This is a genomic window from Caballeronia sp. LZ062 (assembly GCF_031450785.1).
In the GTDB taxonomy this organism is placed as follows: domain Bacteria; phylum Pseudomonadota; class Gammaproteobacteria; order Burkholderiales; family Burkholderiaceae; genus Caballeronia.
Genome location: NZ_JARTWB010000002.1, coordinates 2,321,119 through 2,345,941 on the forward strand (window position 1 = coordinate 2,321,119; position 24,823 = coordinate 2,345,941).

Annotated in this window: 24 protein-coding genes; 4 read left to right on the forward strand and 20 right to left on the reverse strand. The window is 64.8% G+C overall.

Features of this window, described 5'->3' with window-relative positions:
* Nucleotides 1–12: 12 nt before the first annotated feature.
* The 3 genes from gshA to P9239_RS16890 all read right to left on the reverse strand — a co-directional run bounded on the left by gshA (nt 13) and on the right by P9239_RS16890 (nt 3,470).
* Nucleotides 13–1,302, reverse strand: coding sequence for a glutamate--cysteine ligase (gene gshA / locus P9239_RS16880; protein ID WP_309752880.1), 1,290 nt, complete (start codon nt 1,300–1,302; stop codon nt 13–15).
* Between the two features lie 293 nt (nt 1,303–1,595).
* Nucleotides 1,596–3,101, reverse strand: a complete 1,506-nt coding sequence (locus tag P9239_RS16885) for an ammonium transporter (protein ID WP_309752882.1) — start codon at nt 3,099–3,101, stop codon at nt 1,596–1,598.
* A gap of 30 nt (nt 3,102–3,131) precedes the next feature.
* Nucleotides 3,132–3,470: a P-II family nitrogen regulator gene (locus P9239_RS16890; RefSeq protein WP_016344109.1), complete on the reverse strand. Its 339-nt coding sequence runs from the start codon at nt 3,468–3,470 to the stop codon at nt 3,132–3,134.
* Between the two features lie 396 nt (nt 3,471–3,866).
* Between P9239_RS16890 and P9239_RS16895 the strand changes: the two genes are divergently transcribed.
* Both P9239_RS16895 and P9239_RS16900 read left to right on the forward strand, forming a co-directional pair.
* Nucleotides 3,867–4,127, forward strand: a complete 261-nt coding sequence (locus P9239_RS16895) for an accessory factor UbiK family protein (RefSeq protein ID WP_309752886.1) — start codon at nt 3,867–3,869, stop codon at nt 4,125–4,127.
* Between the two features lie 96 nt (nt 4,128–4,223).
* Nucleotides 4,224–5,759 (forward strand): YifB family Mg chelatase-like AAA ATPase, encoded by a 1,536-nt coding sequence (locus P9239_RS16900; RefSeq protein ID WP_309752888.1) that lies wholly within the window; start codon nt 4,224–4,226, stop codon nt 5,757–5,759.
* Between the two features lie 364 nt (nt 5,760–6,123).
* Here P9239_RS16900 and P9239_RS16905 read toward each other — a convergent pair whose 3' ends face one another.
* Entirely contained in the window at nt 6,124–6,708 is a 585-nt protein-coding gene (locus P9239_RS16905; RefSeq protein WP_309752890.1) for a hypothetical protein, read from the reverse strand.
* Between the two features lie 163 nt (nt 6,709–6,871).
* Here P9239_RS16905 and P9239_RS16910 point away from each other — a divergent pair, with 163 nt between their 5' ends.
* Nucleotides 6,872–7,411, forward strand: a complete 540-nt coding sequence (locus P9239_RS16910) for a TlpA disulfide reductase family protein (protein ID WP_309752892.1) — start codon at nt 6,872–6,874, stop codon at nt 7,409–7,411.
* A 49-nt stretch (nt 7,412–7,460) separates the two neighbouring features.
* Here the strand turns inward: P9239_RS16910 and P9239_RS16915 are convergent, their stop codons facing one another.
* The 6 genes from P9239_RS16915 to P9239_RS16940 form a co-directional block, all read right to left on the reverse strand.
* Complete coding sequence (locus tag P9239_RS16915; RefSeq protein ID WP_309752894.1) at nt 7,461–8,801, reverse strand: sigma-54 dependent transcriptional regulator; 1,341 nt, start codon at nt 8,799–8,801, stop codon at nt 7,461–7,463.
* Between the two features lie 22 nt (nt 8,802–8,823).
* Complete coding sequence (locus P9239_RS16920) at nt 8,824–10,806, reverse strand: ATP-binding protein (protein WP_404979995.1); 1,983 nt, start codon at nt 10,804–10,806, stop codon at nt 8,824–8,826.
* A gap of 23 nt (nt 10,807–10,829) precedes the next feature.
* Nucleotides 10,830–12,116, reverse strand: a complete 1,287-nt coding sequence (locus P9239_RS16925) for a dicarboxylate/amino acid:cation symporter (protein WP_309752897.1) — start codon at nt 12,114–12,116, stop codon at nt 10,830–10,832.
* 437 nt (nt 12,117–12,553) lie between these two features.
* Nucleotides 12,554–13,558, reverse strand: a complete 1,005-nt coding sequence (gene lipA / locus P9239_RS16930; RefSeq protein WP_309752899.1) for a lipoyl synthase — start codon at nt 13,556–13,558, stop codon at nt 12,554–12,556.
* Entirely contained in the window at nt 13,555–14,358 is an 804-nt protein-coding gene (gene lipB, locus P9239_RS16935) for a lipoyl(octanoyl) transferase LipB (protein WP_309752901.1), read from the reverse strand. Before lipB ends, lipA begins: the two co-directional genes overlap by 4 nt.
* 71 nt (nt 14,359–14,429) lie before the next feature.
* Nucleotides 14,430–14,756, reverse strand: a complete 327-nt coding sequence (locus P9239_RS16940; RefSeq protein WP_309752903.1) for a DUF2917 domain-containing protein — start codon at nt 14,754–14,756, stop codon at nt 14,430–14,432.
* A 123-nt stretch (nt 14,757–14,879) separates the two neighbouring features.
* Between P9239_RS16940 and P9239_RS16945 the strand changes: the two genes are divergently transcribed.
* A complete protein-coding gene (locus P9239_RS16945; protein ID WP_309752905.1) occupies nt 14,880–15,839 on the forward strand; it encodes a transcriptional regulator GcvA in 960 nt (319 codons plus the stop codon).
* Here the strand turns inward: P9239_RS16945 and P9239_RS16950 are convergent.
* The 10 genes from P9239_RS16950 to P9239_RS16995 form a co-directional block, all read right to left on the reverse strand.
* Nucleotides 15,823–16,137 (reverse strand): DUF493 family protein, encoded by a 315-nt coding sequence (locus tag P9239_RS16950; protein ID WP_309752907.1) that lies wholly within the window; start codon nt 16,135–16,137, stop codon nt 15,823–15,825. The genes P9239_RS16945 and P9239_RS16950 overlap by 17 nt on opposite strands.
* 10 nt (nt 16,138–16,147) lie before the next feature.
* The gene (locus P9239_RS16955) at nt 16,148–17,065 is read right to left on the reverse strand and encodes a D-amino acid aminotransferase (RefSeq protein WP_309752909.1); all 918 of its coding nucleotides are present in this window, start codon (nt 17,063–17,065) and stop codon (nt 16,148–16,150) included.
* A 33-nt stretch (nt 17,066–17,098) separates the two neighbouring features.
* Nucleotides 17,099–18,331, reverse strand: coding sequence for a D-alanyl-D-alanine carboxypeptidase family protein (locus tag P9239_RS16960; protein WP_309752911.1), 1,233 nt, complete (start codon nt 18,329–18,331; stop codon nt 17,099–17,101).
* Between the two features lie 456 nt (nt 18,332–18,787).
* Nucleotides 18,788–19,414: a serine aminopeptidase domain-containing protein gene (locus tag P9239_RS16965; RefSeq protein WP_309752913.1), complete on the reverse strand. Its 627-nt coding sequence runs from the start codon at nt 19,412–19,414 to the stop codon at nt 18,788–18,790.
* A gap of 10 nt (nt 19,415–19,424) precedes the next feature.
* Nucleotides 19,425–19,754, reverse strand: coding sequence for an NAD(P)H-dependent oxidoreductase subunit E (locus P9239_RS16970; protein ID WP_309752915.1), 330 nt, complete (start codon nt 19,752–19,754; stop codon nt 19,425–19,427).
* A gap of 174 nt (nt 19,755–19,928) precedes the next feature.
* Nucleotides 19,929–21,107: a VanZ family protein gene (locus tag P9239_RS16975; RefSeq protein WP_309752916.1), complete on the reverse strand. Its 1,179-nt coding sequence runs from the start codon at nt 21,105–21,107 to the stop codon at nt 19,929–19,931.
* Between the two features lie 49 nt (nt 21,108–21,156).
* Complete coding sequence (locus P9239_RS16980) at nt 21,157–21,774, reverse strand: ABC-type transport auxiliary lipoprotein family protein (RefSeq protein WP_309752918.1); 618 nt, start codon at nt 21,772–21,774, stop codon at nt 21,157–21,159.
* Nucleotides 21,775–21,808: 34 nt separating this feature from the next.
* Nucleotides 21,809–22,768, reverse strand: a complete 960-nt coding sequence (locus P9239_RS16985; RefSeq protein ID WP_309752920.1) for an MlaD family protein — start codon at nt 22,766–22,768, stop codon at nt 21,809–21,811.
* Between the two features lie 30 nt (nt 22,769–22,798).
* Nucleotides 22,799–23,674 (reverse strand): ATP-binding cassette domain-containing protein, encoded by an 876-nt coding sequence (locus P9239_RS16990; RefSeq protein WP_309752922.1) that lies wholly within the window; start codon nt 23,672–23,674, stop codon nt 22,799–22,801.
* A 4-nt stretch (nt 23,675–23,678) separates the two neighbouring features.
* On the reverse strand, nt 23,679–24,806 hold the full coding sequence (locus tag P9239_RS16995; protein WP_309752924.1) for an ABC transporter permease: 1,128 nt from the start codon (nt 24,804–24,806) through the stop codon (nt 23,679–23,681).
* Nucleotides 24,807–24,823 lie beyond the last annotated feature (17 nt).

The following is a 24,823-nucleotide window of genomic DNA, read 5'->3' on the forward strand; positions in this document are numbered from 1 at the left end:
CAAGCCGCGCGCTTACACCTGAATGGCTTCCGGATCGGTCTTTTCGAGTTCCACCGAAGCCGCGAGCAGTCCCAGCCGCGCGACCACGCCGTACATGTAGAAGCGGTTCGGCGGCGCCGCGCCCGGCTTCGCGTGCGCGTCGGGCAGCGCCGTGTGTTCGAAGCCGAGCGGCACGAAGTGCATGCCCGGCGCGTTCAGGTTCTGGTCGCGCTCCCGGGAATCGTGCACGCGATAAAAGCCGCCGACGACATACCGGTCGATCATGTACACGACCGGCTCCGCGACCGCGTTCTCCACGCGCTCGAACGTATGCACGCCTTCCTGCACGATCACGTCGTGGACTTGCAGGCCGTCTTTCGCGTCGTTCATCTTCGCGCGCTCGCGCTTCGTGAGCGCGGCGACTTCGCTGGCGTCGTGAACGGTCATCACGCCTTTGCCGTACGTTCCGGCGTCCGCTTTAATGACGACATACGGCTTCTCGCTGATGCCGTACTCTCGATACTTCTTCGCGATCTTCTTGATGACGCCGTCGATGGCGTCCGCGAGCGCCTCTTCGCCCGTGCGCGCCTCGTAGTCCACGCCTTCCACATGCGCGAAATACGGGTTCACCATCCACGGATCGATCTCGACCATCTTGGCGAACTTCTTCGCGACGTCGTCATAGCAGGCGAAGTGCGTCGATTTGCGGCGTACCGCCCAGCCCGCATGCAACGGCGGCAGCAGATACTGCTCGTGCAGATTTTCGAGCACAGGCGGAATGCCCGCCGAAAGGTCGTTGTTGAGCAGAATCGAGCAGGGATCGAAGTTCTTCAGGCCGAGCCTGCGCGGCGTGCGTTCGAGCGGCTCCAGCACGATCTTCTGGCCGTCGGCGAGCGGAATCGTCACCGGGCCGTGGATGTTTTCGTCGAGCGTGCCGAAGCGCACGTTCAGACCGGCCTGCCGCATGATCGCGGCGAGCCGCGCGACGTTTTCCAGATAGAACGCGTTGCGCGTGTGGCGCTCGGGAATCACGAGCAGATTCTTCGCATCGGGACAAATCTTCTCGATGGACGCCATGGCCGCCTGCACGGCAAGCGGCAACACTTCCTGAGGCAGATTGTTGAAGCCGCCGGGAAAGAGGTTCGTGTCGACGGGCGCGAGCTTGAAGCCTGCGTTACGCAGATCGACGGAACAGTAAAACGGCGGCGTGTGCTCTTGCCACTCCAGACGGAACCACCGCTCGATGGCAGGCGTCGCATCGAGGATTTTCCGTTCGAGATCGAGCAGAGGGCCACTCAACGCCGTAACTAAGTGCGGAACCATTAATTTCTCGCGGACAACTGTGCACGGGACCGGAGCGAACCACCCGGCGAATAGGAGACGAAAGATTGTAGAGCAATTGTTTTGCCTAATTGGGGATGAGCCGTCAATTACCAAGGTCTCCTGCGCCCCGTCAGGCAACGCGCGAGGAGTCACGATGGACGAAACCCAGACGCGCGGTCTTTATTCCTCTTGCAGACGAAAAAAGACCCGCCATGAAGGCGGGCCAAGTCGCTGTGCTCGTTCTTCTAGCCGCAGCGTGGGCGTGGTCAAAACGCGCCGCTGCGGCAAATTCGTCATTCGACGTGTTCGCCGTGCAGCGTCACGTCCAGACCTTCGCGTTCCTGTTCCTCCGTGACGCGCAGGCCCATGGTCATGTCGATGATCTTGAGCAGGACAAAGCTCACGACGCCCGAGTAGACCAGCGTGACCAGTACGCCCTTCGCCTGCACGAGCACGGAGCCGTCGAAGCCGCCGATGTCCTTCACCGCGAAGACGCCCGTCAGCAACGCGCCGATGATCCCGCCGACGCCGTGCACGCCGAACGCGTCGAGCGAGTCGTCGTAGTTGAACTTGTGCTTGAGCCACGTCGCCGACCAGAAGCAGACCACGCCCGCGACGATACCGATCACGATCGCGCCCGTCACGCCGACGAAGCCCGACGCCGGCGTCACCGCGACCAGACCCGCGACCGCGCCCGAGATGATGCCGAGTACCGACGGCTTGCCCTTCGTGATCCACTCCGCGAACATCCAGCCGAACGCGGCGAATGCGGTGGCGATTTGCGTGGTGAGCATCGCGAAGCCGGCACGGCCGTCAGCCGCGACCGCCGAACCCGCGTTGAAGCCGAACCAGCCGACCCACAGCATCGACGCGCCGATCAGCGAGAGCACGAGGTTATGCGGAGCCATCACTTCGCGGCCGTAGCCGACACGCTTGCCCAGCACGAGACAGCACATGAGACCGGCAATACCAGCGTTGATGTGCACCACCGTGCCGCCCGCGAAGTCCAGCACGCCTGCCGTCGCCAGCCAGCCGGTCGGTTCCCAGACCATGTGGGCAATCGGCGAATAGACGATGAGCGACCACAGTCCCATGAACACGAGCATCGCGGAGAACTTCATGCGGTCCGCGAACGCGCCGGTGATGAGCGCGGGCGTGATGATCGCGAACGTCAACTGGAACGCGAAGTAGACCGACTCCGGAATGGTCGAGGCGAGATGGCTGACGGTGAGCGTCGTCGCCTTGTCGCCCTTGATATAGGCCATGCCGTGCAGAAACACGCGCGAGAAGCCGCCGATGAACGACCCGCCCGGCGTGAACGAAATGCTGTAGCCCACGATGGTCCAGAGAATCGTCACGAGACAGCAGATCGCGAAGCTCTGCATGACCGTCGCGAGCACGTTCTTCTTGCGCACCATGCCCGCGTAGAAGAGCGCGAGGCCGGGAATCGTCATGAACAGCACGAGCGCGGTGGAGGTCAGCATCCACGCGGTGTCGCCGGAGCTGATCTTGGACGAATCGACCGAGAACGGCTCGGTCGGCGCGGCGGGCGCAGCCTCCGAGGCGCCCGATGCAGCGGCGGCAGCTTCTGCCGACGATGCCATCGCCGTGTTGGCGCTGGCAGGTGCGCTTGCCGGTGCGCTTGCCGTCGCGCCGGCATCGGACGCAGGCGCCGAGGCGGCGTCCGACGCGGGTGCCGAGGCGGCGGCCGGGGCGGACGCGTCCTGGGCGAGAGCGGTGCCGACATTCGCGCCGATCAGCGCGCCCGCCACCATCAATGACATCAAAAAGTTGCGCATTCTTCTGGTTCCTCTTATCGCCGATTTTTCTTAGAGCGCGTCCGCGCCGGTCTCGCCGGTACGGATGCGAATCACCTGTTCGATTGTGGTGACGAAGATCTTGCCGTCGCCGATCTTGCCCGTGCGCGCGGCCCGTTCGACCGCTTCGATCGCCTGATCCACGATGTCGTCCGACACGGCCGCCTCGATCTTCACTTTCGGCAGGAAGTCGACGACGTACTCCGCGCCGCGATACAGCTCGGTGTGCCCTTTCTGGCGGCCGAAGCCTTTGACTTCCGTGACGGTGATGCCGGAAACGCCGATGGCCGAAAGCGCCTCGCGCGCTTCGTCGAGCTTGAACGGCTTGATGATTGCGGTGATGAGTTTCATGTGTCCCTCGCTGTGGTTGCCTTCCTTCCGCCTGCCGTTCCGCTGAGAACGCGTTCAGAAAAGGTCGCGCCACTTATGCAACTCGTATGCCATGCGAGTACTGGCGCGGGTTTCAGCGATTGGCCCGAGAAACGGGCCGCGCCCTCTGCCGAATGGCTAACGCACGCGGCGTGCGCTGGCGCGGGGGCAGGTTCGTTGCTAGAGTGGTCGCCAAGGTCCGTAAAAAGGGCATGGACGGCGAACGCAGCCGCGAGCCGGCGCTAAAATCGCGTCGCCTGTGAGATAGCCCCGGCACGAACTGGTGCAACGCGCCAACGCACCAAATTCGAACATTGAATGTTTCGGGGCACTGACCTAACAACGAATGCACTTTATTTGTGCAGGAAGGGAGAAACGATGAAGCAGCCCAACGACGTTTTCAACGACCTTCAGCAGAAGATGAGCGAACTCTTCAAGAACTCGCCCGCGAAGGACGTCGAAAAGAATATGAAGGCGATGCTGTCCCAAGGCTTCTCGAAGCTCGATCTCGTGACGCGCGAGGAGTTCGACACGCAGACGCAAGTGCTCGTGCGCACGCGCGCGCGGCTCGAAGAACTGGAGAAGCGCGTCGCGCAACTGGAGCAGCGGATGACGAGCACCGGCGCAGCGCAAGACTAAGCGCGCTGTTCCTCTGGTACCCGGCCGGCGAGCCGTGAAGTTCTAGTCTTATTGCCGGCGCGGCCGTTTGCGGCACGCGCCGATTCAGGTGAAATCATGTCGCTTGCCGTGGTACGCAGCCGCGCGCCCGCCCCTGGGCGCGCGCCGGAAGTTGTCGTTGAAGTTCATCTTGCCAACGGGTTGCCGTCGTTTTCCATCGTCGGCCTGCCCGATCTCGAAGTCCGCGAAAGCCGTGAGCGCGTGCGCGCCGCGTTGCAGAACTGTGGCTTCGACTTTCCCGTCAGCCGTATTACCGTCAATCTCGCGCCCGCCGATCTGCCGAAGGAGTCGGGCCGCTTCGACTTGCCCATCGCGCTGGGGATTCTGGCCGCGAGCGGGCAAATTCCGCCAGAGTCGCTCGAGAATCGCGAATTCGCGGGCGAACTCTCGCTGACCGGAGCGTTGCGGCCCATGCGCGGCGCGTTCGCCATGGTCTGCGGCGCGGCGCGCCAGTATGCGGGCAGCGCCAGTGTTCCCGAGATATACGTGCCGCTCGCGAGCGCGGCGGAAGCCGCGTTGGTGCCGGGCATCGACGTCTTTGGAGCGGCCGATCTGCCCGAGCTTTGCGCCCACCTGAACGGCGTGCCGGATGCGCGGCTCAGACCCGCGCAAGCCGCCACGCTCTGCGACACGGCGAGTGTGCCGTCGCCGGATCTCGCCGACGTCATCGGTCATCCGGGGGCGCGCCGGGCGCTCGAAGTCGCGGCGGCGGGCGGGCATCATCTGCTGATGGTCGGACCGCCCGGCGCGGGAAAGTCGATGCTCGCCGCGCGCCTGCCCGGCCTCCTCCCGCCGATGTCCGACGACGAGGCGCTCACCTCCGCAGCCATCCTCTCGGCAAGCTCGCTGGGCTTTCATCCGGCGCAGTGGCGGCAGCGGCCGTTTCGCGCGCCGCATCATTCGTCGAGTTCTGTCGCGCTCGTCGGCGGGCGCAATCCGCCCCAACCGGGCGAAATCACGCTCGCGCATCTGGGCGTGCTCTTTCTCGACGAACTTCCCGAATTCGATCGCAAAGTGCTCGAAACGCTGCGCGAGCCGCTCGAAGCCGGTCGCATCACCATTTCGCGCGCCGCGCAGCAGGCCGATTTTCCTGCCGCGTGCCAGCTCATCGCCGCAATGAACCCGTGCCCGTGCGGATGGCGCGGCGACCCGTCCGGCCGTTGCCGGTGCTCACCGGAGATCGCCGCGCGCTATCTGCGCAAGCTGTCGGGGCCGCTCATGGACCGCATCGACATTCAGATCGAGTTGCCTGCCCTCTCGCCGGCGGAACTGTCGGCGCGCGCCGCGAAGCGGGGCGAATCGAGCGCACGGGTGGCGCAGCGGGTGGCTGTCGCGCGCCAGACGCAGTTGCGCCGGCAAGGCAAGACGAATCGCGAACTGGACGGTCGCGAAGCCGACGATGTGTGCCGCCCCGACTCCGCTGGCGAGGCGCTGCTGCGCTCGGCGGGAGAGCGCTTCGGCTGGTCGGCGCGGGCGTACTACCGCGTGCTCAAGGTCGTGCGGACAATCGCCGATCTCGCGGGCGTGGATACGCCGGATGCCTCGCATGTCGCGGAAGCGGTTCAGTATCGGCGGGCGTTGGCCGTCGCTTGAGAGGCGCGCCACCGTTGCCCGGACGGAAAGTGCTTGTCAAGTCTTGACTTATGCACACCAACGCGATCCGCGCGTACGTTCCGTCGGACGAACGAGGACGTCGAAGGCTAATCGGCAGCTTATTGATTTTATTGAACTAATTAAATTGCCGTCATCGCAGGCAAATTAAGGCGACCCGTGCAAACCGGGCTTTTGATGGCGACCGCACACTCTTTTCCACAAAGTTATCCACAGAGATTGTGGATAGTCGAAAAAGGCCTGATAAATCCGAGCATTACCGCTGAATGCTCGGAACGGACTTGCAGTTGCAGAGGCGCTCGGATTCGGCTTTTAAGCCAGTACTCCCATGATTCGAGCATCTCCTCTAAAAAAGTTTGAAGGACGTAAAGAATTGATCGGCTTGCTCGGCGGGCGGGGCTTTGTCGGAGACGATCGCCAGTTGGTAAACATGTGCGCCACGGGCGACAAAACGCGCGTGAATCGTCCGCGACTCCCGCTTCGCCCCGCTCTGACCTTTCACCTGCATCTCGCTGCCGAGCACCCGGCCGCCCGCCGCCAGGTCGATTTGCGTCGCGCGCGCTACTGGCTGCGCGTTCACATTGCGCGCGAGGCCCTGCTCCAGGAAATCGAGCGCCGCGCGTTGCAACGCCGGATCGGCGCGCGGAAGGACGACGGTGCCGACGGCGAACACCGCGTCATTGGCTTCGGCGATCTGCATGCGCATGGTCATCGGCTGGCCGGCGATCTCGATCTTGCGTTCGTCGGCGCGGGGCTTGGCGGGCAGCGTGACTTCGTAGCCGTCGTCGTTGTTCATGACGGTGCGCCAGTCGTAAGCGGGCGTGCACGCGAGCAGCGCCCCGCAGGCGACAGCCGCTACCGAGGCGCGCCAAGCGCCCAGTGCGGCAAAGTGGCGCACCGCGGCCGCCACGGGGAGAAAAGCCTGCGTCATGTCCGATTCTTTGCGTTAGAAAGCGTCATTATCGCGCCGCGATGCCGGGCTTTCCGTTCCGACATGATGCCGCCGGGCGATTGGCGCTAAAATAACCGGCACTTTCCTATTGCGGTTGCGCCCTCCTCTCCCACGGCGCTCGACTCTGCAATCCGAGGTTCTCATGTCCCAAACCACGCAAGACACATCTGCCCGCGCCAAGAGCCCGCTGCGCTATATCGTGATGGCGCTCGTCGCGGGCGTGATCGCCTGTACCGGCTATTTCGCTTTCGGCGGCCAGCAGCGCGTGCCGGACGCCACGTTTACGCTGCTGTCGGGACAGAAGATCACGACATCGGCGGATCTGAAGGGCAAGGTTTATCTCGTCAACTTCTGGGCGACGAGCTGCGAGACCTGCATGAAGGAAATGCCCGAGATGATCAACACGTACAACAAGTTCAAGGGCCGCGGGCTGGAGTTCGTCGCGGTCGCCATGGACTACGACGCGCCGATGTACGTCAACAACTATGCGCAGACGCGCAATCTGCCGTTCAAGGTCGCGATGGACGACGGCACCGCCGCCAAGCAGTTCGGCAACGTCCAACTGACGCCGACCACGTTCGTCGTCGACAAGAACGGCAAGATTCTGAAACGCTATGTCGGCGAGCCGACTTTCGCGGAACTGGATGCGCTGCTGGACAAGGCGCTCGGCTCGGCTGCCTGAATTCCGCGCTACCTAAGACTGACGCCCGCTTTCGCGGGCGTTTTCGTTTCTAGCGGTCCGCGTCGCCCTTTGCGGCGAGCCCGTAACGCTTGATCTTCTCGTAGAGCGTCGCCTTGCCGACCTGCAAGCGGTCGGCGGCCACCGCCACCGCGCCGCCGCACTGCTCCAGCGTTTCCCCGATGACCGCGCGCTCGAACTGCTCGGTGCGCTCTTTCAGCGACTGCGTCGCCGTGTCGGGCGACGCGCCGACGTCGTCCAGTACGCCTAGCACCATGCGATCCGCCGCGTTGCGCAATTCGCGGACGTTGCCGGGCCAGTCGCGCTGCATCAGTTCGGCGCGCTGCCGGTCCGTGATGAGCGGCGCGGGCCGGCCATAGCGCACGGCGGCATCGAGGAGAAAATGTTCGAAGAGCGGCACGATGTCCTCGCGACGCTCGTTGAGCGGCGGCAGCGTGATGGTCACGACGTTCAGCCGGTACAAGAGGTCGCGCCGGAACGTGCCGTCCGCGACGTGCTCGTTCATGTCGCCTTTGGCGGCGGCAACCACGCGCAGGTTCGCCCGCACCGGCTGGTTCGACCCAAGCCGCTCCAGCACGCCGTCCTGAAGCACGCGCAGCAGCTTCACTTGCAGCGAAAGCGGCATGCTCTCGATTTCGTCGAGGAACAGCGTGCCGCCCGACGCATGCTCCAGCTTGCCGATACGCCGTTTCTGCGCGCCCGTGAACGCGCCCGCCTCGAAGCCGAACATTTCGGACTCGAACATCGGCTCGGGCAGCGCGCCGCAATTCACCGCGATAAACGGTTTGTCGCGGCGCGGCGACATCTCGTGCAGACTACGCGCGATCAGTTCCTTGCCCGCGCCGGTATCGCCGTTGATGAGCACGGAGGCATCCGTCGGCGCGACGTTCGCGATGAGCCGCCGCACTTGCTCGATCGCCGGACTGCGCCCGATGATGCGCGGCGCGACGCTCGTCTGCTCGGCAAGCTCGCGCCGCAGCGCCTGATTCTCCAGCACGAGCGTGCGCCGTTCGAGCGCGCGCCGCACGGCTTCCACGAGACGCTCGGACGCGAACGGCTTTTCGATGAAGTCGTATGCGCCGTCGCGCATGGCTTGCACGGCCATCGAAATATCGCCGTGTCCGGTGACGAGAATCACGGGCACGTCGGGCGCGCGTTCCCGGCACTGCGCGAGCAGATCGAGGCCGCTCGCGCCGGGCAGGCGGATATCGCTCACGATCACGCCGGCAAAGTTCGCGTCGATCGCGCGCGCGGCCGATTCCACGCTGCCGTGGCCCGCCACGTCGAAGCCCGCGAGTTGCAGGCTCTGCACGCTCGCGCGGCGCACGAGTTCGTCGTCTTCGATGAAGATCACCTGCAAACCGGTGGTCATGGTCTTGTCTCGATTCGAATTGCTACGCGCGTCGCAGCATCAAGATGAATTCTGCGCCGTGCGAATGATCGGCGTCGGCTTGCGTGCCGCCTTCCGGGCCGTCCGCGACGATGGGCGCCACGCGGTTGCGCGCCGCCAGCGTGCCGCCGTAGTCGCGCGCAATCGCCGATGAAATCGCGAGCCCGAGCCCCAGTCCGTGCCCCGTCTCCTTCGTCGTGAAGAACGGCTCGAAGAGATGCGGCAGCGCATCGGCGGGAATGCCCGGCCCGTTGTCCCGCACGACGATTTCGACGGCATCCGCGCGCGCATTCAACTCGATCACGATGCGCGGGGCATCGCAGGACGCGACGGCATCGAGCGCATTGCCGATCAGGTTGATGAAAATTTGCTCCAGCCGCAAATCTTCGCAGCGGACGATGATCGGCGCGGCGTCGCCTTCCAGTTCCGGCGCAATGTCCAGCACGACGTTCTTCAAACGCGGCCCGAGCATGGCGAGCACGTTGCGCAGCGCCCGCGCCACATCCGTGCGCGCGTTCTTCGGCCGCGCCTTCGCGACGAAGAGCTTCAACTGATTCGTGATCTTGCCCATGCGCTCGGTGAGGGCGGCAATGGCTTCGAGGTTCTCGCGCGCCGCCGCCTGATCGCCGCGTTCGATCAAGACGCGCGTGTTGTCGGAGAAACTGCGCAGCGCCGCAAGCGGCTGATTCAGTTCGTGCGTAATGCCCGCCGCCATCTGCCCGAGCGCGGCGAGTTTGCTCGCCTGAACGAGTTCGTCGTGCGCGGCGCGCAGGTCCTGCTCGGCGCGCGTGCGTTCGTTTACTTCCTTCGTGAGCTGCGCGTTCGCCTGAGACAGGTCCGCCGTGCGCTCCGCGACGCGCTGGTTCAGTTCCGCATACGCCGCCTGCAACAACTCGCGGCTGCGGATCATCTCGCGCACGCGCGCGCGCCGCATGCGCCAGTAGAACGCGAGCAGACACAGCGAAACGAAGACGAGCGCCGTGACGACGACCGCCGTCTGCGCCGCGCTTTCGACCGGATCGAGCGGCGCCATCGTGATGAGTTGCCAGTCCGGCTCGCCGATAGAACGGCGCGTCGCAAGAAAAGTCGGCGCGTTGTGCCCGCCGCCGACGCGCACGATCTGCGCGCCGCCTTCCAGCGTTTCGACGATAGACATGGGCAGCGGCGTAATGGGCTGCTGCGCGTACTGACGCGTCTGATATACCGACGCCTCCACGCTCTGCGGCAGCGGCCGCACCGTGTGATATTTCCATGACGGCACCGACGACAGAAAGATCACGCCGTGATCGTCGGTGACGAGGAGCGGCTCGGACGCATCCGCGCCTTGCAGCCATTCGAGATTCAGCTTCACGACCGCCACGCCGATCAGCTCGTGCCCGCCTTCCTGATACACCGGCTGCGAGATGTAGTAGCCCGGTTCGAGCGAAATCGTCCCGAGTCCGAAGAATCGTCCGACGCCGCCTTTCACTGCATCGACGAAATACGGCCGGAAGTGATATTCCACGCCGATGAAGCTGTCCGGCCCGCGCCAGTTGCTTGCCGCGACGCAGTAGCCGTCGGCGCGAATCAGGTAGGTCGCCGTGGCATGCGCGCGGCGGTTGAGGTCTTCGAGATAGCGGTTCGCACGATCCACGTTGCTCGCATTCGGCGCAACGAGCACGTCCTGCACGAACGGATGGCGCGAAAGCAGATACGGCAGATATTCGTAGCGGTCGAGCGTGCTTTTCAGCGTGCTCGTCGTGCGGTCGACGCGCGCCGCCGCGTTGCGCCGCAGTTCGTCGATTCCGCGCTGCCGCTCGACGTGCCACGTGAGCGCGCAGCACGCCGCGAGCAGCGCGGCGAGTGCAAAGAACACGAGGATGCGGCGCGTCACTTGAGCAGATTCCCGCGATTGAGAATCTCTCATTGTGGCATAGGCGTTTTCGGGATAAGCCTGCCGAAGCGCGCGCGGCGAAGCGTCCGCAGTCGGAGGCTTCGCCGCTTGCATGGTCGCATCCGTCCCGAATCGCTTTAGACCGTTTCGGCTTCCTCGGTCACGTCCACATTGCGATGCAAGGCCGCACGCAGCTTGGCGCGGTCGAGTTCACGCTCCCACGCCGAAACGACCACCGTTGCCACGCCATTGCCGACGATGTTCGTCAGCGCGCGGCATTCGCTCATGAAACGGTCGACGCCAAGAATCAGCACCATGCCGGAGAGCGGAATGGTCGGCACCACCGCGAGCGTCGCGGCGAGCGTGATGAAACCCGCGCCGGTCACGCCGCTCGCGCCCTTCGACGTCAGCATCGTCACTGCGAGCAGCGTCAACTGCTGGCCCCACGTGAGGTCCGTGTTGGTCGCCTGCGCGATAAAAAGCACGGCCATCGTCATGTAGATGTTGGTGCCGTCGAGGTTGAACGAATAGCCGGTCGGCACGACGAGACCCACGACCGAGCGGGAGCAGCCGAGCTTTTCTAGCTTCAGCATGAGTTGCGGCAGCGCGGCTTCGGACGAACTCGTGCCGAGCACGATCAGCAGTTCTTCCTTGATATACGCGACAAAGCGCAGCACCGAGAAGCCGACCATGCGCGCGATGATGCCGAGCACCACGACGACGAACACGACGGACGTCAGATAGAACGTGCCGATCAGTTTGAGCATGGGCACGAGCGAGCCGATGCCGTACTTGCCGATGGTGAACGCCATGGCGCCGAACGCGCCGATGGGCGCGAGCTTCGTGATGATGCCGACCATGCCGAAAAGCACGCTCGACAGGCTTTCGATGAAGCTCGTCACCGGCCTGCCGCGTTCGCCGAGATGCGTGAGCACCGCGCCGAACAACAGCGCGATCAGCAGGATCTGCAAGATCTCGCCCTGCGCAAAGGCGGACGAGAGCGTGTCCGGAATGATGTGCATGAAGAAGTCGACGGCGCTCTGGCCGTGCGCGGCCTTCGCGGCGTACGTGTCGATGGCCTTGTGATCGAGCGTCGCGGGATCGACGTTGAAGCCGACGCCCGGCCGCAGCACGTGCGTGGCGACGAGGCCGAGAATCAGCGCGAAGGTCGACACGACTTCGAAGTACAGCAGCGCCTTGCCGCCAACGCGCCCGACTTTCTTCATGTCCTCCATGCCGGCGATGCCGGTCACGACGGTACAGAAGATGATCGGCCCGATAACCATCTTGATGAGCTTGATGAAGCCGTCGCCGAGCGGCTTCATGTCGGTGGCGAGCGAGGGATAGAAATGCCCGAGCGCAATACCGATGGCAATGGCCACGAGCACCTGCACGTACAGGACTTTATAGAAAGGTTTCTTCACGATGGTTCCAGGCAATATCAGGCAGTTGGCAACAAAAGCGCCAGCGGCGAGCCGCGAAGTGCGGGCAAAGCGGCGACGCGTGGCGAAGTGCCGCGCGCGGGCCAGATCGCGTCGCGTAAGCGAGAGCCGCTACGTCGACGGATTTCAGGGACGGTTGGGTGTGGGATGGGTCATCGGCTTGTCTCCTTGGGTCTTTTGGGCGGCTTCGCGGGCCATGACATCTTCATTGCAAGGGCAATGCCAGTTTGCAAATCGCCGTAAGCCCTTGAGGTTGAAGCCTTCTGGTGTGCCGCGAGCCAAGGGGGGTCCGAGTTTCCGGAAAAGCGGAGGGTGGGTGTCCGGTGATCTGGACGCAACCGCGCTTTACTTGCCGATTTACAAGCCGAAAAAAAACCCACGTCACCGTGGGTTTTCAACAGAAGCCAGCCGCAGCGGAATCAAACCACTCCCGCCCCATGCGCCTGCAAATCAGCGTGATAGCTCGACCGCACCATCGCGCCGACGGCCGCGTGCGTGAAGCCCATCTTGTACGCTTCTTCCTCGTACATCTTGAACGTGTCCGGATGCACATAGGCGCGCACCGGCAGGTGATGTTCCGACGGCTGCAAGTACTGGCCGATGGTCAGCATATCGACGTCGTGCGCGCGCAGATCGCGCATCACCTGAAGAATTTCCTCCTCCGTTTCGCCCAAGCCGACCATCAGGCCCGACTTCGTCGCCACTTCCGGATGCAGCGCCTTGAAATCCTTCAGCAGCTTCAGCGAGTGATGATAATCCGAGCCCGGACGCGCTTCCTTATAGAGACGCGGCACCGTTTCAAGATTGTGGTTCATCACGTCGGGCGGCGCGGCGGTCAGAATGTTGATCGCGCGGTCCAGACGCCCGCGGAAATCGGGCGTCAGAATCTCGATGCGCGTTTCCGGCGACTGCTCGCGCACTTGCCGGATGCACTCCACGAAGTGCGCCGCGCCGCCGTCGCGCAGATCGTCGCGGTCCACGCTCGTGATCACGACATACTTCAGCTTCAGCGCGCCGATGGTGCGCGCGAGATTCAGCGGCTCCTCGGGATCGAGCGGATCGGGACGGCCGTGGCCGACGTCGCAGAACGGGCAGCGGCGGGTGCACTTGTCGCCCATAATCATGAACGTGGCCGTGCCCTTGCCGAAGCATTCGCCGATATTCGGGCAGCTCGCTTCCTCGCAAACCGTGTGCAGATTGTGCTCGCGCAGAATCTGCTTGATCTCGTTGAAACGCGAATTGCCGGTCGCCGTGCGCACGCGAATCCACTCCGGCTTCTTCAGCTTCTCGATCGGCACGACCTTGATCGGAATGCGCGATGTCTTCGCCTGCGCCTTCTGTTTCGCGGTGGCGTCGTAGGGCGCGGGGATCGTCGGGGAAGCGGGAGCGGTGTCGCCTGCCAGGTTTGCGGTTGCGTCAGTCATTCGGTTGATCCGGTAGATGCAGCGGGACGGCTCGCGCCGTCTTGCGGTTGAGCGGCGGCGCTCGGCGTGCCGTCGATCTGATGCGCCAGTTTTTCGGCGAGCGTGAGTGCGACATCGCGCCAGCCGGCCACGACGCCGAGCGTCGCCATGTCGACCGTTTCGAGTCCCGCGTAGCCGCACGGGTTGATCGCGAGGAACGGCCGAAGGTCCATCTTCACGTTCAGGCTGACGCCGTGATAGCTGCAGCCGTTGCGGATCTTGAGCCCGAGCGCGGCGATCTTCGCGCCCTGATGCCGTTCGTGCAAACGAACGTTCGCGCCCCGTTGCGCGTGTAGCGCTCTCGGCGCGGCGACGTAAATGCCGGGCGCGCCCGCCTTGCGGTCGGTCGCGAGATTATACGTGGCGAGCGTTTCGATCACGGCCTCTTCGATGCGCCGCACCAGCTCGCGAACCATCAGCTTTCGGCGGCGCAAGTCGATCAGCAGATACGCGACGATCTGCCCCGGCCCGTGATACGTGATCTGCCCGCCGCGATCCACCTTCACGAGTGGAATGCCGCTGTCGGCCAAGAGCAGATGCGCGGGATCGCCCGCGAGACCGAGCGTGAAAACCTGCGGATGTTCGACGAGCCAGATTTCGTCAGGCGTATCGGGCGTACGGGCGTCCGTGAACGCGCGCATCGCGTCGAAACTCTCGCCGTACGGCTCGAGCCCGCGCCAGCGCAAAATTACGTCGCCGGGCAAGTCTATGGCAGGCTCGGAGGAAAGCTCGGTAGAGAAGGCAAGCGGCGTGGCGGACATGGTTTCGGTAGTTTACCGAAATCGCTCCAAGCCCGCCCGCCGTGAAGACGAAGATAGACGGTCGCGCACGCTCACACGGTGCGCCAGCCGGCGCGAAAACGCAGCGCAAGGCGCTCGATGCGTGTGGACAGCCAACGAATCGCCCGTTCATCGCGACGCGGCACGATGGTGAACACGACGCGCGCGGGCTGGTCGCCTTCCGCCGAAAGCCATAGCCGTTCGCGCTCGCGCAGCTTCAGCCGGTCGCCGGGCGCGAGCCAGTAGTCCTCGATGTCGTTGCTGCGTGTCGCCCAGACCGGGCTACCGTGCACGGTGAGCCGCGTGCCGCGCGCAATGCGCATCGGCACGGTTTCGCCGGGATTGATTTCGAACGTGACGCTTGTTGATATTTCTCGCATGATCGACTCCGCCAACGGAACGTTTCGATGACTAGAATCGTAGGCGTAGCAAGGCATCGGACAAAACGATCAATTTTCACCGCTATGTGAGCCGAATTGACAAACGCACCCGTGAATATCCACATGGACCTCCGCCAGCTTCCCGCGCTGAACGCGCTGCGGGCGTTCGAAGCCGCCGCCCGTCACGAGAGCTTCTCGCGCGCCGCCGACGAGCTTTTCGTCACGCACGGCGCGGTCAGTCATCAGATACGCGCGCTGGAGGCGGAACTCGGCGTGGCGCTTTTTGCCCGCGACGGCAAGCGCGTTCGCCTCACCGACCGCGGCCGACAGTACGCGGCGGACGTGCGCGCGGCGCTCGTCGCGCTCGCGGAATCGACGCGGCGCATCCGCTCGGGCGACCGGGACCGGCGGCTCGTCGTGTCGATGCTGTCGTCGTTTTCGGCGCGCTGGCTCACGTCGCGCGTCGGCGGTTTCATCGAAAAACATCCGGAATTCGATCTCGAACTGCTGTCGACGAACGCGCTCACCGACTTCAGCCGCGACGACGTGGACGTGGCCATCCGCTTCGGCTATGGCAAGTATTCGGGCGTGCACGCCGAGCCGCTGCTCGACGAAGTGTTTTTTCCGGCGTGCTCGCCACGCTTCAACGGCGGCGCGTTGCCGCGCGCGCCAGCCGACCTTGCGAACATGCCGCTTTTGCGCTCCGGCGATGAGCTATGGCGCCCGTGGTTCGACGCGGCTGGCCTGCCGGACATGCCGGAGCCAAAACGCGGCGTCTTGTTCGAGGATTCGTCTAATTTGCTGCAAGCGGCCATCGACGGCCAGGGGATCGCGCTCGTGCGGCGCTCGCTCGCAATGCGGGAAATCATCGACGGGCGGCTCGTGAGGCTTTTCAACGTGGATGGTCCGAGTCCGTGGACCTACTACTTCGTGTGCCCGCCGGAGTTGCTCGCGACCAAACGCGTGCAGGCGTTTCGGGAGTGGATTTTCTCCGAAGCGGAGAAGTTCAGGCAGCTCTACGAGCGCACGCCCGCCGTGTGCGATGCGCCCGCAGCCTCAGGCAATCTCAGAGCACTACCTTGACCATCGGGTGCCCGGTGAGCGCGCGATAGATGTCGTCCAGATGCGCGCGGTTCTGCGCGCGCACCGTGCACGTGAGACCCGTGTAGTTGCCGCCGGACGAAGGCCGCGCTTCGACGCGCGAGACGTCGAATTCGCCGTCGAACTCGCGGATCACGGTGACGATGGTGTCCTGAAACTCGGGATGCGACTTGCCCATCACTTTGATCGGGAAATCGCAGGGGAAGTTGAACAGCTCGTCGGTGCTGCTGGCCTGCGTCGGATCGGCCGACTGCGGCTTGGAATCGAATGAATCGGACATGACTTTCTCCTTAACCGGCGCGGCTCGCCCATTGCGCGAACTCGCGCGACTTCGCCCGCTGGTAGGCGTCATACAGCGCAGCATAGACCGGGCCGGGACGGCCGTTGCCCACGGCCTGGCCGTCGAGCGTCGTGATCGGCATGACTTCCTTCGTCGCGGAACTGATCATGATTTCGTCGGCGGCGCGCAGTTCGGCCTCGGTGATGTCGCGTTCCTCGAACCGGATGCCCGCCTCGGCCGCGAGTTCTTCGACGAGTCCGTAACGAATGCCTTCGAGGATGCGCGGGCCGCGCGGCACGCCCAGCAGCGCGCCGTTTTTCACTATCCACACATTTGAGGACGAACCTTCGGTAAGCAAGCCGTCGCGCAACTGGATGGTTTCGAGCGCGTCGTTTTCCGCCGCGTGCTGCGCCATCAGCACGTTGCCGAGCAGCGAGACCGCCTTGATGTCGCAATGCAGCCAGCGCTTGTCCTCGGCCGTCACCGCGACCGCGCCTTGCGCGCGGCTCGCGGCACTCGGCAAGACGAGCGGGCTCAACATCACGAAGACGGTCGGCGTGATGCCGGCCGGAAACGCGTGCCCGCGCTTCTTTGCGACACCGCGCGTGACCTGAATGTAGACGAGCGCGTCGCCGGGGCCGGCGTTCGCGTCGATTGCGCGGGCGATGAGCGCGCGCCAGTCCGCGTCGTCGAACGGATTCTCAATGCGGATTTTGCCGAGGCTCCGGTTCAGCCGCGCCAGATGCTGCGTGAGCCGAAACGGCAGCCGCGCGCCGTCGCTTTGCGCGTAGAGCGGCACGACTTCATAGACGCCGTCGCCGAAGATAAAGCCCCGATCCAGCACGGGAATGCGCGCTTCGGAGAGCGGTCCCCACTCGCCGTTCAGATAGACCGTCGGGTTGAAGTCGTCGGCTTGGCTCTGGTTCATCGAAACCGCTCCGTTGGGACAGAAAGAACGCGATTACTTCTTCTTTTGCCACATCAGCAGCGCGGAATCCCACAGGCGGCCGAAGAGGCCGGCTTGCGGCACGTCCTGCAGCGCGACGAGCGGGAACTGCGCGACGTCCTTGCCGTCCGCCACCATGCGAACGGTGCCGATCTGCTGGCCCTTCTTGATCGGCGCGATCAGCAAGTCGTTGCGCGTGATAGTCGGCTTGACCTTGTCGCCCAGGCCTTTCGGCACGGTGATGTACTGATCCGTCTCGACGCCCGCCTGCACGTTGTCCGACGCGCCCTTGTACACGCGCGGCGATTCGATCACCTGATTCGCCTTGTAGAGGCGCAGCGCGTCATACGCGGTGTAGCCGTAGTTCAGCATCTTTAGGCTGTCCTGCACGCGCAGCGATTCCTTCGGCTCGCCCATCATGACCGCGACGAGACGCCGGCTCGCGTCCGGCGTGCCCGCCAGCGAACGCTTGGCCGTGGCGATCAGGCAGTAGCCCGCCGCTTTCGTGTGGCCGGTCTTGAGGCCGTCCACGCTCGGGTCCAGCCACAGCAGGCGGTTGCGGTTCGGCTGCTTGATCTTGTTGTACGTAAATTCCTTCACCGAGAAGATGCTGTAGTACTCGGGGAAATCGCGGATCAGGCGCGTCGACAGCACGGCGAGGTCGCCCGCCGTCGTGTAGTGCTGCGGATCGGGCATGCCGTTCACGTCGGCAAAGTGCGTGTGCTTCATGCCGATGCGTTGCGCCGCGCCGTTCATCAGCGTGACGAAGTTGGCCTCGCTGCCGCCGACGAGTTCCGCCAGCGCAATGGCCGCGTCGTTGCCCGACTGCACGATCATGCCGTACACGAGATCGTGGACCGTTACCGGCTTGTCCGCTTCGATGAACATGCGCGACTCGTCCGTCCGCACGCGGCGCACGGCCTCGCTCGGCGTGACCGTCTGGTCCATGTTGATCTTCTTGGACTTGAGCGCGTCGAAAACGAGGTACGCGGTCATCAGCTTGGTGAGCGACGCCGGCTCGACGCGTTCATCCGGATTGCCGGATGCGAGCACCTGATTGCTGGTGGCATCGACGAGCACCCACGAATGCGCCGTCACCGCGGGCGGCGGCACCTGCGCGAACGCGCTCGCGGCGGCGAGCACGGTCGGCAGCACGATGGCGGCCTTGATGGCGCGGCGTTGAATGGTGACAGTCGAATCGGAAGCGGAAACGGACGAGACAGAAAAGCCGGAAGGGAAAAAGCGCATAGGATCGGTCGGCAGAAAGAGCATCGGCGCCACGCCCGGGATGATCCGAAAGGCGGCGAAGCGCGGGTTGAACAGGCAGACCGTTCATGCCGGTCGCGCTCTTCGCCTCTGGTGGCAAACCGGCACCGGGGTGCCGCGGCGAAGGAGCGCACATTCGACAGACGGCCGCGCCATCGGTTCTCAAACGTTTGTTTTCGAACGTCGCGTGGGCCGGCATGGAGCCGGCGCGCTGGCGTCGGGCTTTTCGCCGCGGCGTCGGGTCACAGCGTGGGAAAGCAGCGTTGCAACACGAAGTGCGGCGAAAAAATTCTGCGCCATTATACGCGCGGCCAACAGCGCGATTGCGTCAAAACTGCGCGAATCCAGCGCCCATCCGCGCTTTTCAGGCGATGCCTTAAGCGAGAAGTCGATTTGGGGAGTTCGGTGCGTCCGCGCGCGGCGAAAGCCTTCGGAAGCCTAACGCCACGCGTCGACGATCACGCGCTTGAGGATATGCAGCTTGCGGTGAAAGAAATGCTCGCCGCCGGGAATGACGACGACCGGCAGTTCCTGCGGCCGCGCCCAGTCGTAGACGGAACCGATGGGCACGGTGTCGTCGACTTCGCCGTGGATGACGAGCGTGTTCTCGGGCACCGGCGCGACTTCCCAGCGGCTCGCGGCCGTGCCGACGAAAACCATGCGTTCGATCGGCTGCCCGCTTTCCTGGATGCGCTTCGCGACATGCGACAGCACGAAAGTGCCGAACGAAAAGCCCGCGAGGACGATCGGCACGTCGCGCTGGCCGGGCTGCGCGCGCATGTGTTCGATGACCGCGAGCAGGTCTTCGCGCTCGCCGATGCCGTTGTCGTGCTCGCCTTCGGTCTGGCCGACGCCGCGAAAATTGGAGCGGTACGTCGTATAGCCGAGTTGCAGGAAAGTGCGCGCGAGCGTCTGCGCGACCTTGTTGTCCATCGTTCCGCCGAAGAGCGGATGCGGATGCGCGACGAGCGCGATACCGCGCGGCGCGGACTCCGTGCGATCGAGCGCGACTTCGATCTTGCCCGCCGGGCCGTCGATGAGGAATTTTTCCGTTTGCGCGTTCATGAGGCGAGCGTCAGGCGGGTTGATCGATCAGAAGACGCTCGACGATTTTCCCGTTTGCGAGATGCGAATCGACGATTTCGTCGATGTCGGTTTCATCGACATACGTGTACCAGGTGCCTTCCGGATACACGACGACGACCGGCCCTTGCTCGCAGCGGTCGAGACAGCCTGCCTTGTTGATGCGCACCTTGCCTTCGCCTGCGAGGCCGAGCTTCTTCACGCGCTTTTTCGCGTGCTCCTGCATGGCCTGCGCGTTGCAGTTGGCGCAACTCGGGCGGGAGGCGTCGGGTTCGCGCTGATTCAGGCAGAAGAACACGTGGTACTTGTAGAAGGAGTCCATGAGCGTCCGGCGATGAGGGTGTCGGTCGATTATAGCGAGCGATGTGGTGGGGCGTGTCGGCGGGAGTTGGCGCTTCAGCGCCTTACTCCCGCCCCATGCAGAGCGGTCGGCGGGAGTTGGCGCTTCAGCGCCTTACTCACGCCCCATGCAGAGCGGTCGGCGGGAGTTGGCGCTTTAGCGCCCAACGTCCGCCCTATCTCCCCCACCTCCCCGCCTCCCCATCCAAGCCCTCTCCGCCGCCGACGCCAGCCACCCCAACGCCGCATACGGCCACACCCACGCGAGCCAGTGCAGCAACCCATTGAAGTGCAGATACCGCCCCTGACGCCAATCCGCGAGCACGATATCGAAATACGGATTCACTGGCAGCAGATTCACGAGCGCAAGCCCCACGACGAGCGCCGCGCCCGCCAGCGCCGCCCGCAGCGCACGCGGCAGCGATACCGCCAGCACGCCCGCCACGGCGCCGATCCCGATGCCTTCGAGCGCGCCGTCCGTCGCCCAGTCGAAAGTCAGCCCGGCGCGCGATTGCACGAACGACGCGGCCGCCTTCGCCACGAGCGTCGCCACGATCAGCGCCATCATCAGCCGGATGCGCGGCGCACGCTCGCGCGTGAGCAGCGTCACGAGCACGAGCGCCGCGAACAGATTCGACGACGTGATCATCGCCTCCCACGATTCGTCGGGCAGCAGCGCGCCCAGCCGGTCCGGCCACGTCTCCACGTCCCACGCGGCGGGCGTCCACGCGAGAATCGCGTCCTGCATCGCCGGATCGAGCGCGTCCCACAGCACGCGCGGCAAGTCGCCGCCGCCGAAGAGATACGGCGCGGGAAACATCGACGAGAACGGCCACAGCGCCGACAGTCCGATCACGTAGGCCGCGTGCCGCTCGAACCACGTGAAACGAATCCGCCGCAGCAAGCCGCGATCGAGCAGCGCGCTCGTCGCAGGCGCTGCGAGCACGCCGCCGATGAGCGCGCCGAGCGCATTCGCGGCGAGATCGAGGTTGGACGCGACGCGCGTCGGCAGATACGTCTGGATGGATTCCATCGCGCCGGACAACAACGCGCCGCCCGCGAACGCCGCGCCCACCGCGAGCGAGCCGCGCCAGCGCGGATACAGCGCGAGCACGATCAGCGCGCCGAGCGGCATATAGCCGAGCACGTTGGTGACGACATCGAAGGCCGTCAAATAGCGCGGGAGCGGATCGGTGAGAAACGCGAACGGCCCGATGCCGAGCGAGCGCCAGCCGGAAAACGGATACAGCGAGCCGTACACGACGAGCACTGCATACGCGACGAGCGCCTGCCGCGAAAACGCCGACGGGCGGCGCTGCCATTGCTTGATCGTCATGAGCCGCCCAAGCGCGTCCGTTCGAGCGGAAGTGCGATGAAACGCGACGTCATCGCGATGCGGTGAGCGGCTGCGCGCCGAGCCATGCGCCCAATTGCGCAATGAGATCGTCCGATGCCGCCGCGAGCGCGCGTGCGCCGCCCGCCGCATCGGCGCTCGGCGCGCCCGCGCTCGCCGTGAACATGCGCTGCGCGATCACGCGGCCTTGCTGCGTGAGCGTCGCGCGCACGGATACGACGCCGTGGCTGCTCGCCGGCGCGTCGAAGACCTGCTCGAAGCCGGTCAGCTCGATCTCCAGCAGCGGCGCGCGCACAGTGTCAGCGCCGGTCAGCACGGGGCCGCGCTGCGAAAGCGTGTCGCGCAATCGCTGCGTCAGCAGTTGCGCGGGCGGCATCGTCCAGTGGCTGTTCGCGTAGCTGCCGGTGCGCTGCGCATCGACGTAGCTCAAGCGATAGACGAACGCATCGGTTTCCAGATTGCGCGACGCGCTCACCGCCAGCACTTTGACCGGCGGCAGCGGCGTTGCAGTCGGAGGACTAGCGGCGGGCCGTGCGCCGAGGTCATAGCGCGCATCCGGCGTCGCGGGCGGGCTCGTCGTGCAGCCCGCCAGCATGGCGATGCAGGCGATCACGAGCGCCCGCGGTCGTTTGAACTCTGCAAGTGACATGGGATTCCTTCGTTGTCCTGTTCTCTGACTGCGCTCAGCGTGCCGGTTGCGCCGGCCACGCGAAGCCTGGCTCGCCCGGCCCCGGCGGCATGGACGGCGCGCCGAACAGCACGCTGCGCGGACTCGTGCTGAAGGTATCGGCGGCGCGGTCGACCGAGCGCGCGGCAGCGGCGAGATCGTCGGTGAACGAATAAAGGCGCGGCAGCGCCTCGAACCCGACGCGCGCCGATACATCGCGCAGCGATTCGTTCATGTCCGCGAGCGCGGCGGCCGCCTGCTGCGCCGCGTCGCCCGCCTTGTTCAGATTGCTCACGAAAGGTCCGTTCTCGCGATTCAGGTTCTGTATTAGCGCGTTCGTCGATGCCAGCGTGCGGTCGAGCTGACTCAACGTCTGCGGCAGATGCGCGGTCGCAGGCGCCGCCTGACTCGCGAGCGACGCAATGCCGTCCGCCGCGCCCTTCAGGCTTTTCGATGTGTCGAGAAGCTGGTCGCGCACATCGTCGGAAAGGAACTTGTCTGCGTCTTCGGAAAGACGTTCGAACTTGCGCAGGATCACATCGCCGCGTTCCTGCAACTGCTCGAAAAGGCCCGGACGCATGGGCACCTCCGCGACGTGCTGCGGCGACGACGCGAGCGCGGCCGTGTCCTTGCCCGTGTCGTCGAGTTGCACGAACGCGATGCCCGTCACGCCCTGAAAGCCGAGTGTGGCGAACGTGGAGTGCGTCATCGGCGCGTTCTGATCGACGAGAATGCGGATGCGAATCTGCCCCGGATGCGCCCGGTCGAAGCGGATCGACTCCACCTTGCCGACGCCGAGGCCGCGATAACGCACGGCGGCATCGGTGAAGAGGCCGGTCACGTTGGTCCGCGCGATCAGGTCGTACGGCACGCGCACCGTGCGGTCCACGTTGAAGAAGAACGCCGCGAACGCAATGGCCAGCACGAGCACGATGGTGAACAGCCCGGTCCAGAACGCGTGTGATTTGTTTTCCATCGGCAGGTTCCTTATCCCTATCGGGCCGGGCTACTTCACGGTGATGGTGGCGTCGTCGAGCGCGGCGGCGGGCAGCTTCGCGCGGCGTTCAGGCGGCAGCGCCTGAAGCGCGCGCCGTCCGCGCCGCCCGAGAAAATACTCGCGGATAAACGGATGATCGACCGCGACCGCTTCTTCCACCGGCGCTGCGACCAGCACGCGCCGGTCCGCGAGCACGGCGACGCGCGTGGAAAGCGCGACCATCGTATCGAGATCGTGTGTGACCATGACGACGGTGAGACCGAGCGCGCGATGCAGCGTCGCGATCAGATCGACAAATTCGTCCGATGCCTTCGGATCGAGGCCGGCCGTGGGTTCGTCGAGAAACAGCAGTTCCGGTTCGAGCGCGATGGCCCGCGCAATGCCGACGCGCTTGACCATGCCGCCCGAGAGCGCCGACGGCATCTTGGTCGCGTGCTTGCACGAGAGCCCGACCATTTCGAGCTTGAGCATCACGAATTCGCGGATCAGGTCTTCGGGAATCTTGCCCAGTTCGCGAAACGGCTGCGCGATGTTGTCGTACACCGAAAGCGACGAAAACAGCGCGCCTTGCTGGAACATCATGCCGGAGCGCGTGCGCAGCATCTTCGCGGTTTCGGCGTCCATGCGCGCCCATTCCTCGCCGAGCACTCGAATCACGCCCGAGGTCGGTGATTCGAGACCGAGAATCTGCCGCACGAGCGTGGTCTTGCCCGAGCCCGAGCCGCCCAGCAGCGCGACGATCTCGCCACGGCGCACCTCGAAATTCAGATGTTCGTGAATGACCGTGCGGCCGTAGCGTTTCGTGACGTCGCGCACTTCGATCACCGGCTCCGCGATCACGGGCGGCGGCTGATGGCGCACGGCGGTGGCGAGCGTCGTCGACATGGCGTCAGAGCCCCACGTTCTGGAAGAGGATGGCGAACACCGCGTCCGCGAGAATCACGACGGTGATCGACGTGACGACGGACGTCGTCGTGCCTTCGCCGAGGCTCTGCGAATTCGCCTTGATACGGAAACCGAAATGGCACGCGGCAAGCGCGATCAGCATGCCGAACACGACGCCCTTGCCGAGCCCGATCCACAAATTGGCGATCGGCACGACGGACGGCAGCGAGCGGATGAAAAACGAAATGTCGATGGACAGCACGAGCTTTGCCGCGAGCGCGCCGCCCGTCAGCGCGATGATATTCGTCCACATGACGAGCAGCGGCATCGCGACGCCGAGCGCGATCACGCGGGGCAGCACGAGACGCAGGCCGTGAGGAATGCCCATGACCTGCATGGCGTCGAGTTCCTCGGTGACGCGCATCACGCCGATTTGCGCGGTAATGGCGGAACCCGAACGCCCCGCGACGAGAATCGCGGACAGCACCGGCCCCAGCTCGCGAATCACCGAGAGCCCGAGAATATTCACGATGTACTGGTTCGCGCCGAACATGCGCAGTTGCTGCGCGGACAGATAACTGAGCACGATGCCGATCAGGAAGGCGACGAGCGCCGTGATCGCGAGCGCCTGTGCGCCGGCGCTATAGATGTTGGCGGAGATCTCCGTCCACGGCGTGCGCTGCGGGCGGCGAATCAGCCCGATGAAATCGAGCACGAAGCCGCCGAACATCGCGAGGCCGCCTTGCAGATGATCGAAGAACGCGAAGATCAACTGTCCGAGCCGCGTGACGGGACCGACGCGGTCGATGGCCTCCGGCTCCTCGCGCTCGGCATCGAGCAGCGCGACGCGCTCGAAGATTTCGCGTTGTGTGTCGGACAGCGCGACTGTCGCGGGCATCTTGCGGCCCCAGATGCGCCAGAGCGCCTGGCCGCCGACGTGATCGAGCCGCTCGATCGACAGCAGGTCCCACTGGCCGATGGCCTCGCGCCCGATGGCGCGCAGCCGCCGCGTGACGCCGGTTTTCGAGCGGTCACGCGCGAGCGCGAGCGCCGTCCACTGGCCCGAGAGACGGACCACCTTGCCTTGCTGACCGGCTTCCACTCGCAGGCGGGGCGGCGTGTCGAAGTTCAAGGATCGAAGGGGCGTTG

What these genes read in the sequence shown, in the direction of transcription:
- gshA (WP_309752880.1), bottom strand. Translation starts at nt 1,302, where the DNA reads ATGGTTCCGCACTTAGTTACGGCGTTGAGTGGCCCTCTGCTCGATCTC.
- P9239_RS16885 (WP_309752882.1), bottom strand. Translation starts at nt 3,101, where the DNA reads ATGCGCAACTTTTTGATGTCATTGATGGTGGCGGGCGCGCTGATCGGC.
- P9239_RS16890 (WP_016344109.1), bottom strand. Translation starts at nt 3,470, where the DNA reads ATGAAACTCATCACCGCAATCATCAAGCCGTTCAAGCTCGACGAAGCG.
- P9239_RS16895 (WP_309752886.1), top strand. Translation starts at nt 3,867, where the DNA reads ATGAAGCAGCCCAACGACGTTTTCAACGACCTTCAGCAGAAGATGAGC.
- P9239_RS16900 (WP_309752888.1), top strand. Translation starts at nt 4,224, where the DNA reads ATGTCGCTTGCCGTGGTACGCAGCCGCGCGCCCGCCCCTGGGCGCGCG.
- P9239_RS16905 (WP_309752890.1), bottom strand. Translation starts at nt 6,708, where the DNA reads ATGACGCAGGCTTTTCTCCCCGTGGCGGCCGCGGTGCGCCACTTTGCC.
- P9239_RS16910 (WP_309752892.1), top strand. Translation starts at nt 6,872, where the DNA reads ATGTCCCAAACCACGCAAGACACATCTGCCCGCGCCAAGAGCCCGCTG.
- P9239_RS16915 (WP_309752894.1), bottom strand. Translation starts at nt 8,801, where the DNA reads ATGACCACCGGTTTGCAGGTGATCTTCATCGAAGACGACGAACTCGTG.
- P9239_RS16920 (WP_404979995.1), bottom strand. Translation starts at nt 10,806, where the DNA reads ATGCAAGCGGCGAAGCCTCCGACTGCGGACGCTTCGCCGCGCGCGCTT.
- lipA (WP_309752899.1), bottom strand. Translation starts at nt 13,558, where the DNA reads ATGACTGACGCAACCGCAAACCTGGCAGGCGACACCGCTCCCGCTTCC.
- lipB (WP_309752901.1), bottom strand. Translation starts at nt 14,358, where the DNA reads ATGTCCGCCACGCCGCTTGCCTTCTCTACCGAGCTTTCCTCCGAGCCT.
- P9239_RS16940 (WP_309752903.1), bottom strand. Translation starts at nt 14,756, where the DNA reads ATGCGAGAAATATCAACAAGCGTCACGTTCGAAATCAATCCCGGCGAA.
- P9239_RS16945 (WP_309752905.1), top strand. Translation starts at nt 14,880, where the DNA reads ATGGACCTCCGCCAGCTTCCCGCGCTGAACGCGCTGCGGGCGTTCGAA.
- P9239_RS16950 (WP_309752907.1), bottom strand. Translation starts at nt 16,137, where the DNA reads ATGTCCGATTCATTCGATTCCAAGCCGCAGTCGGCCGATCCGACGCAG.
- P9239_RS16955 (WP_309752909.1), bottom strand. Translation starts at nt 17,065, where the DNA reads ATGAACCAGAGCCAAGCCGACGACTTCAACCCGACGGTCTATCTGAAC.
- P9239_RS16960 (WP_309752911.1), bottom strand. Translation starts at nt 18,331, where the DNA reads ATGCGCTTTTTCCCTTCCGGCTTTTCTGTCTCGTCCGTTTCCGCTTCC.
- P9239_RS16965 (WP_309752913.1), bottom strand. Translation starts at nt 19,414, where the DNA reads ATGAACGCGCAAACGGAAAAATTCCTCATCGACGGCCCGGCGGGCAAG.
- P9239_RS16970 (WP_309752915.1), bottom strand. Translation starts at nt 19,754, where the DNA reads ATGGACTCCTTCTACAAGTACCACGTGTTCTTCTGCCTGAATCAGCGC.
- P9239_RS16975 (WP_309752916.1), bottom strand. Translation starts at nt 21,107, where the DNA reads ATGACGATCAAGCAATGGCAGCGCCGCCCGTCGGCGTTTTCGCGGCAG.
- P9239_RS16980 (WP_309752918.1), bottom strand. Translation starts at nt 21,774, where the DNA reads ATGTCACTTGCAGAGTTCAAACGACCGCGGGCGCTCGTGATCGCCTGC.
- P9239_RS16985 (WP_309752920.1), bottom strand. Translation starts at nt 22,768, where the DNA reads ATGGAAAACAAATCACACGCGTTCTGGACCGGGCTGTTCACCATCGTG.
- P9239_RS16990 (WP_309752922.1), bottom strand. Translation starts at nt 23,674, where the DNA reads ATGTCGACGACGCTCGCCACCGCCGTGCGCCATCAGCCGCCGCCCGTG.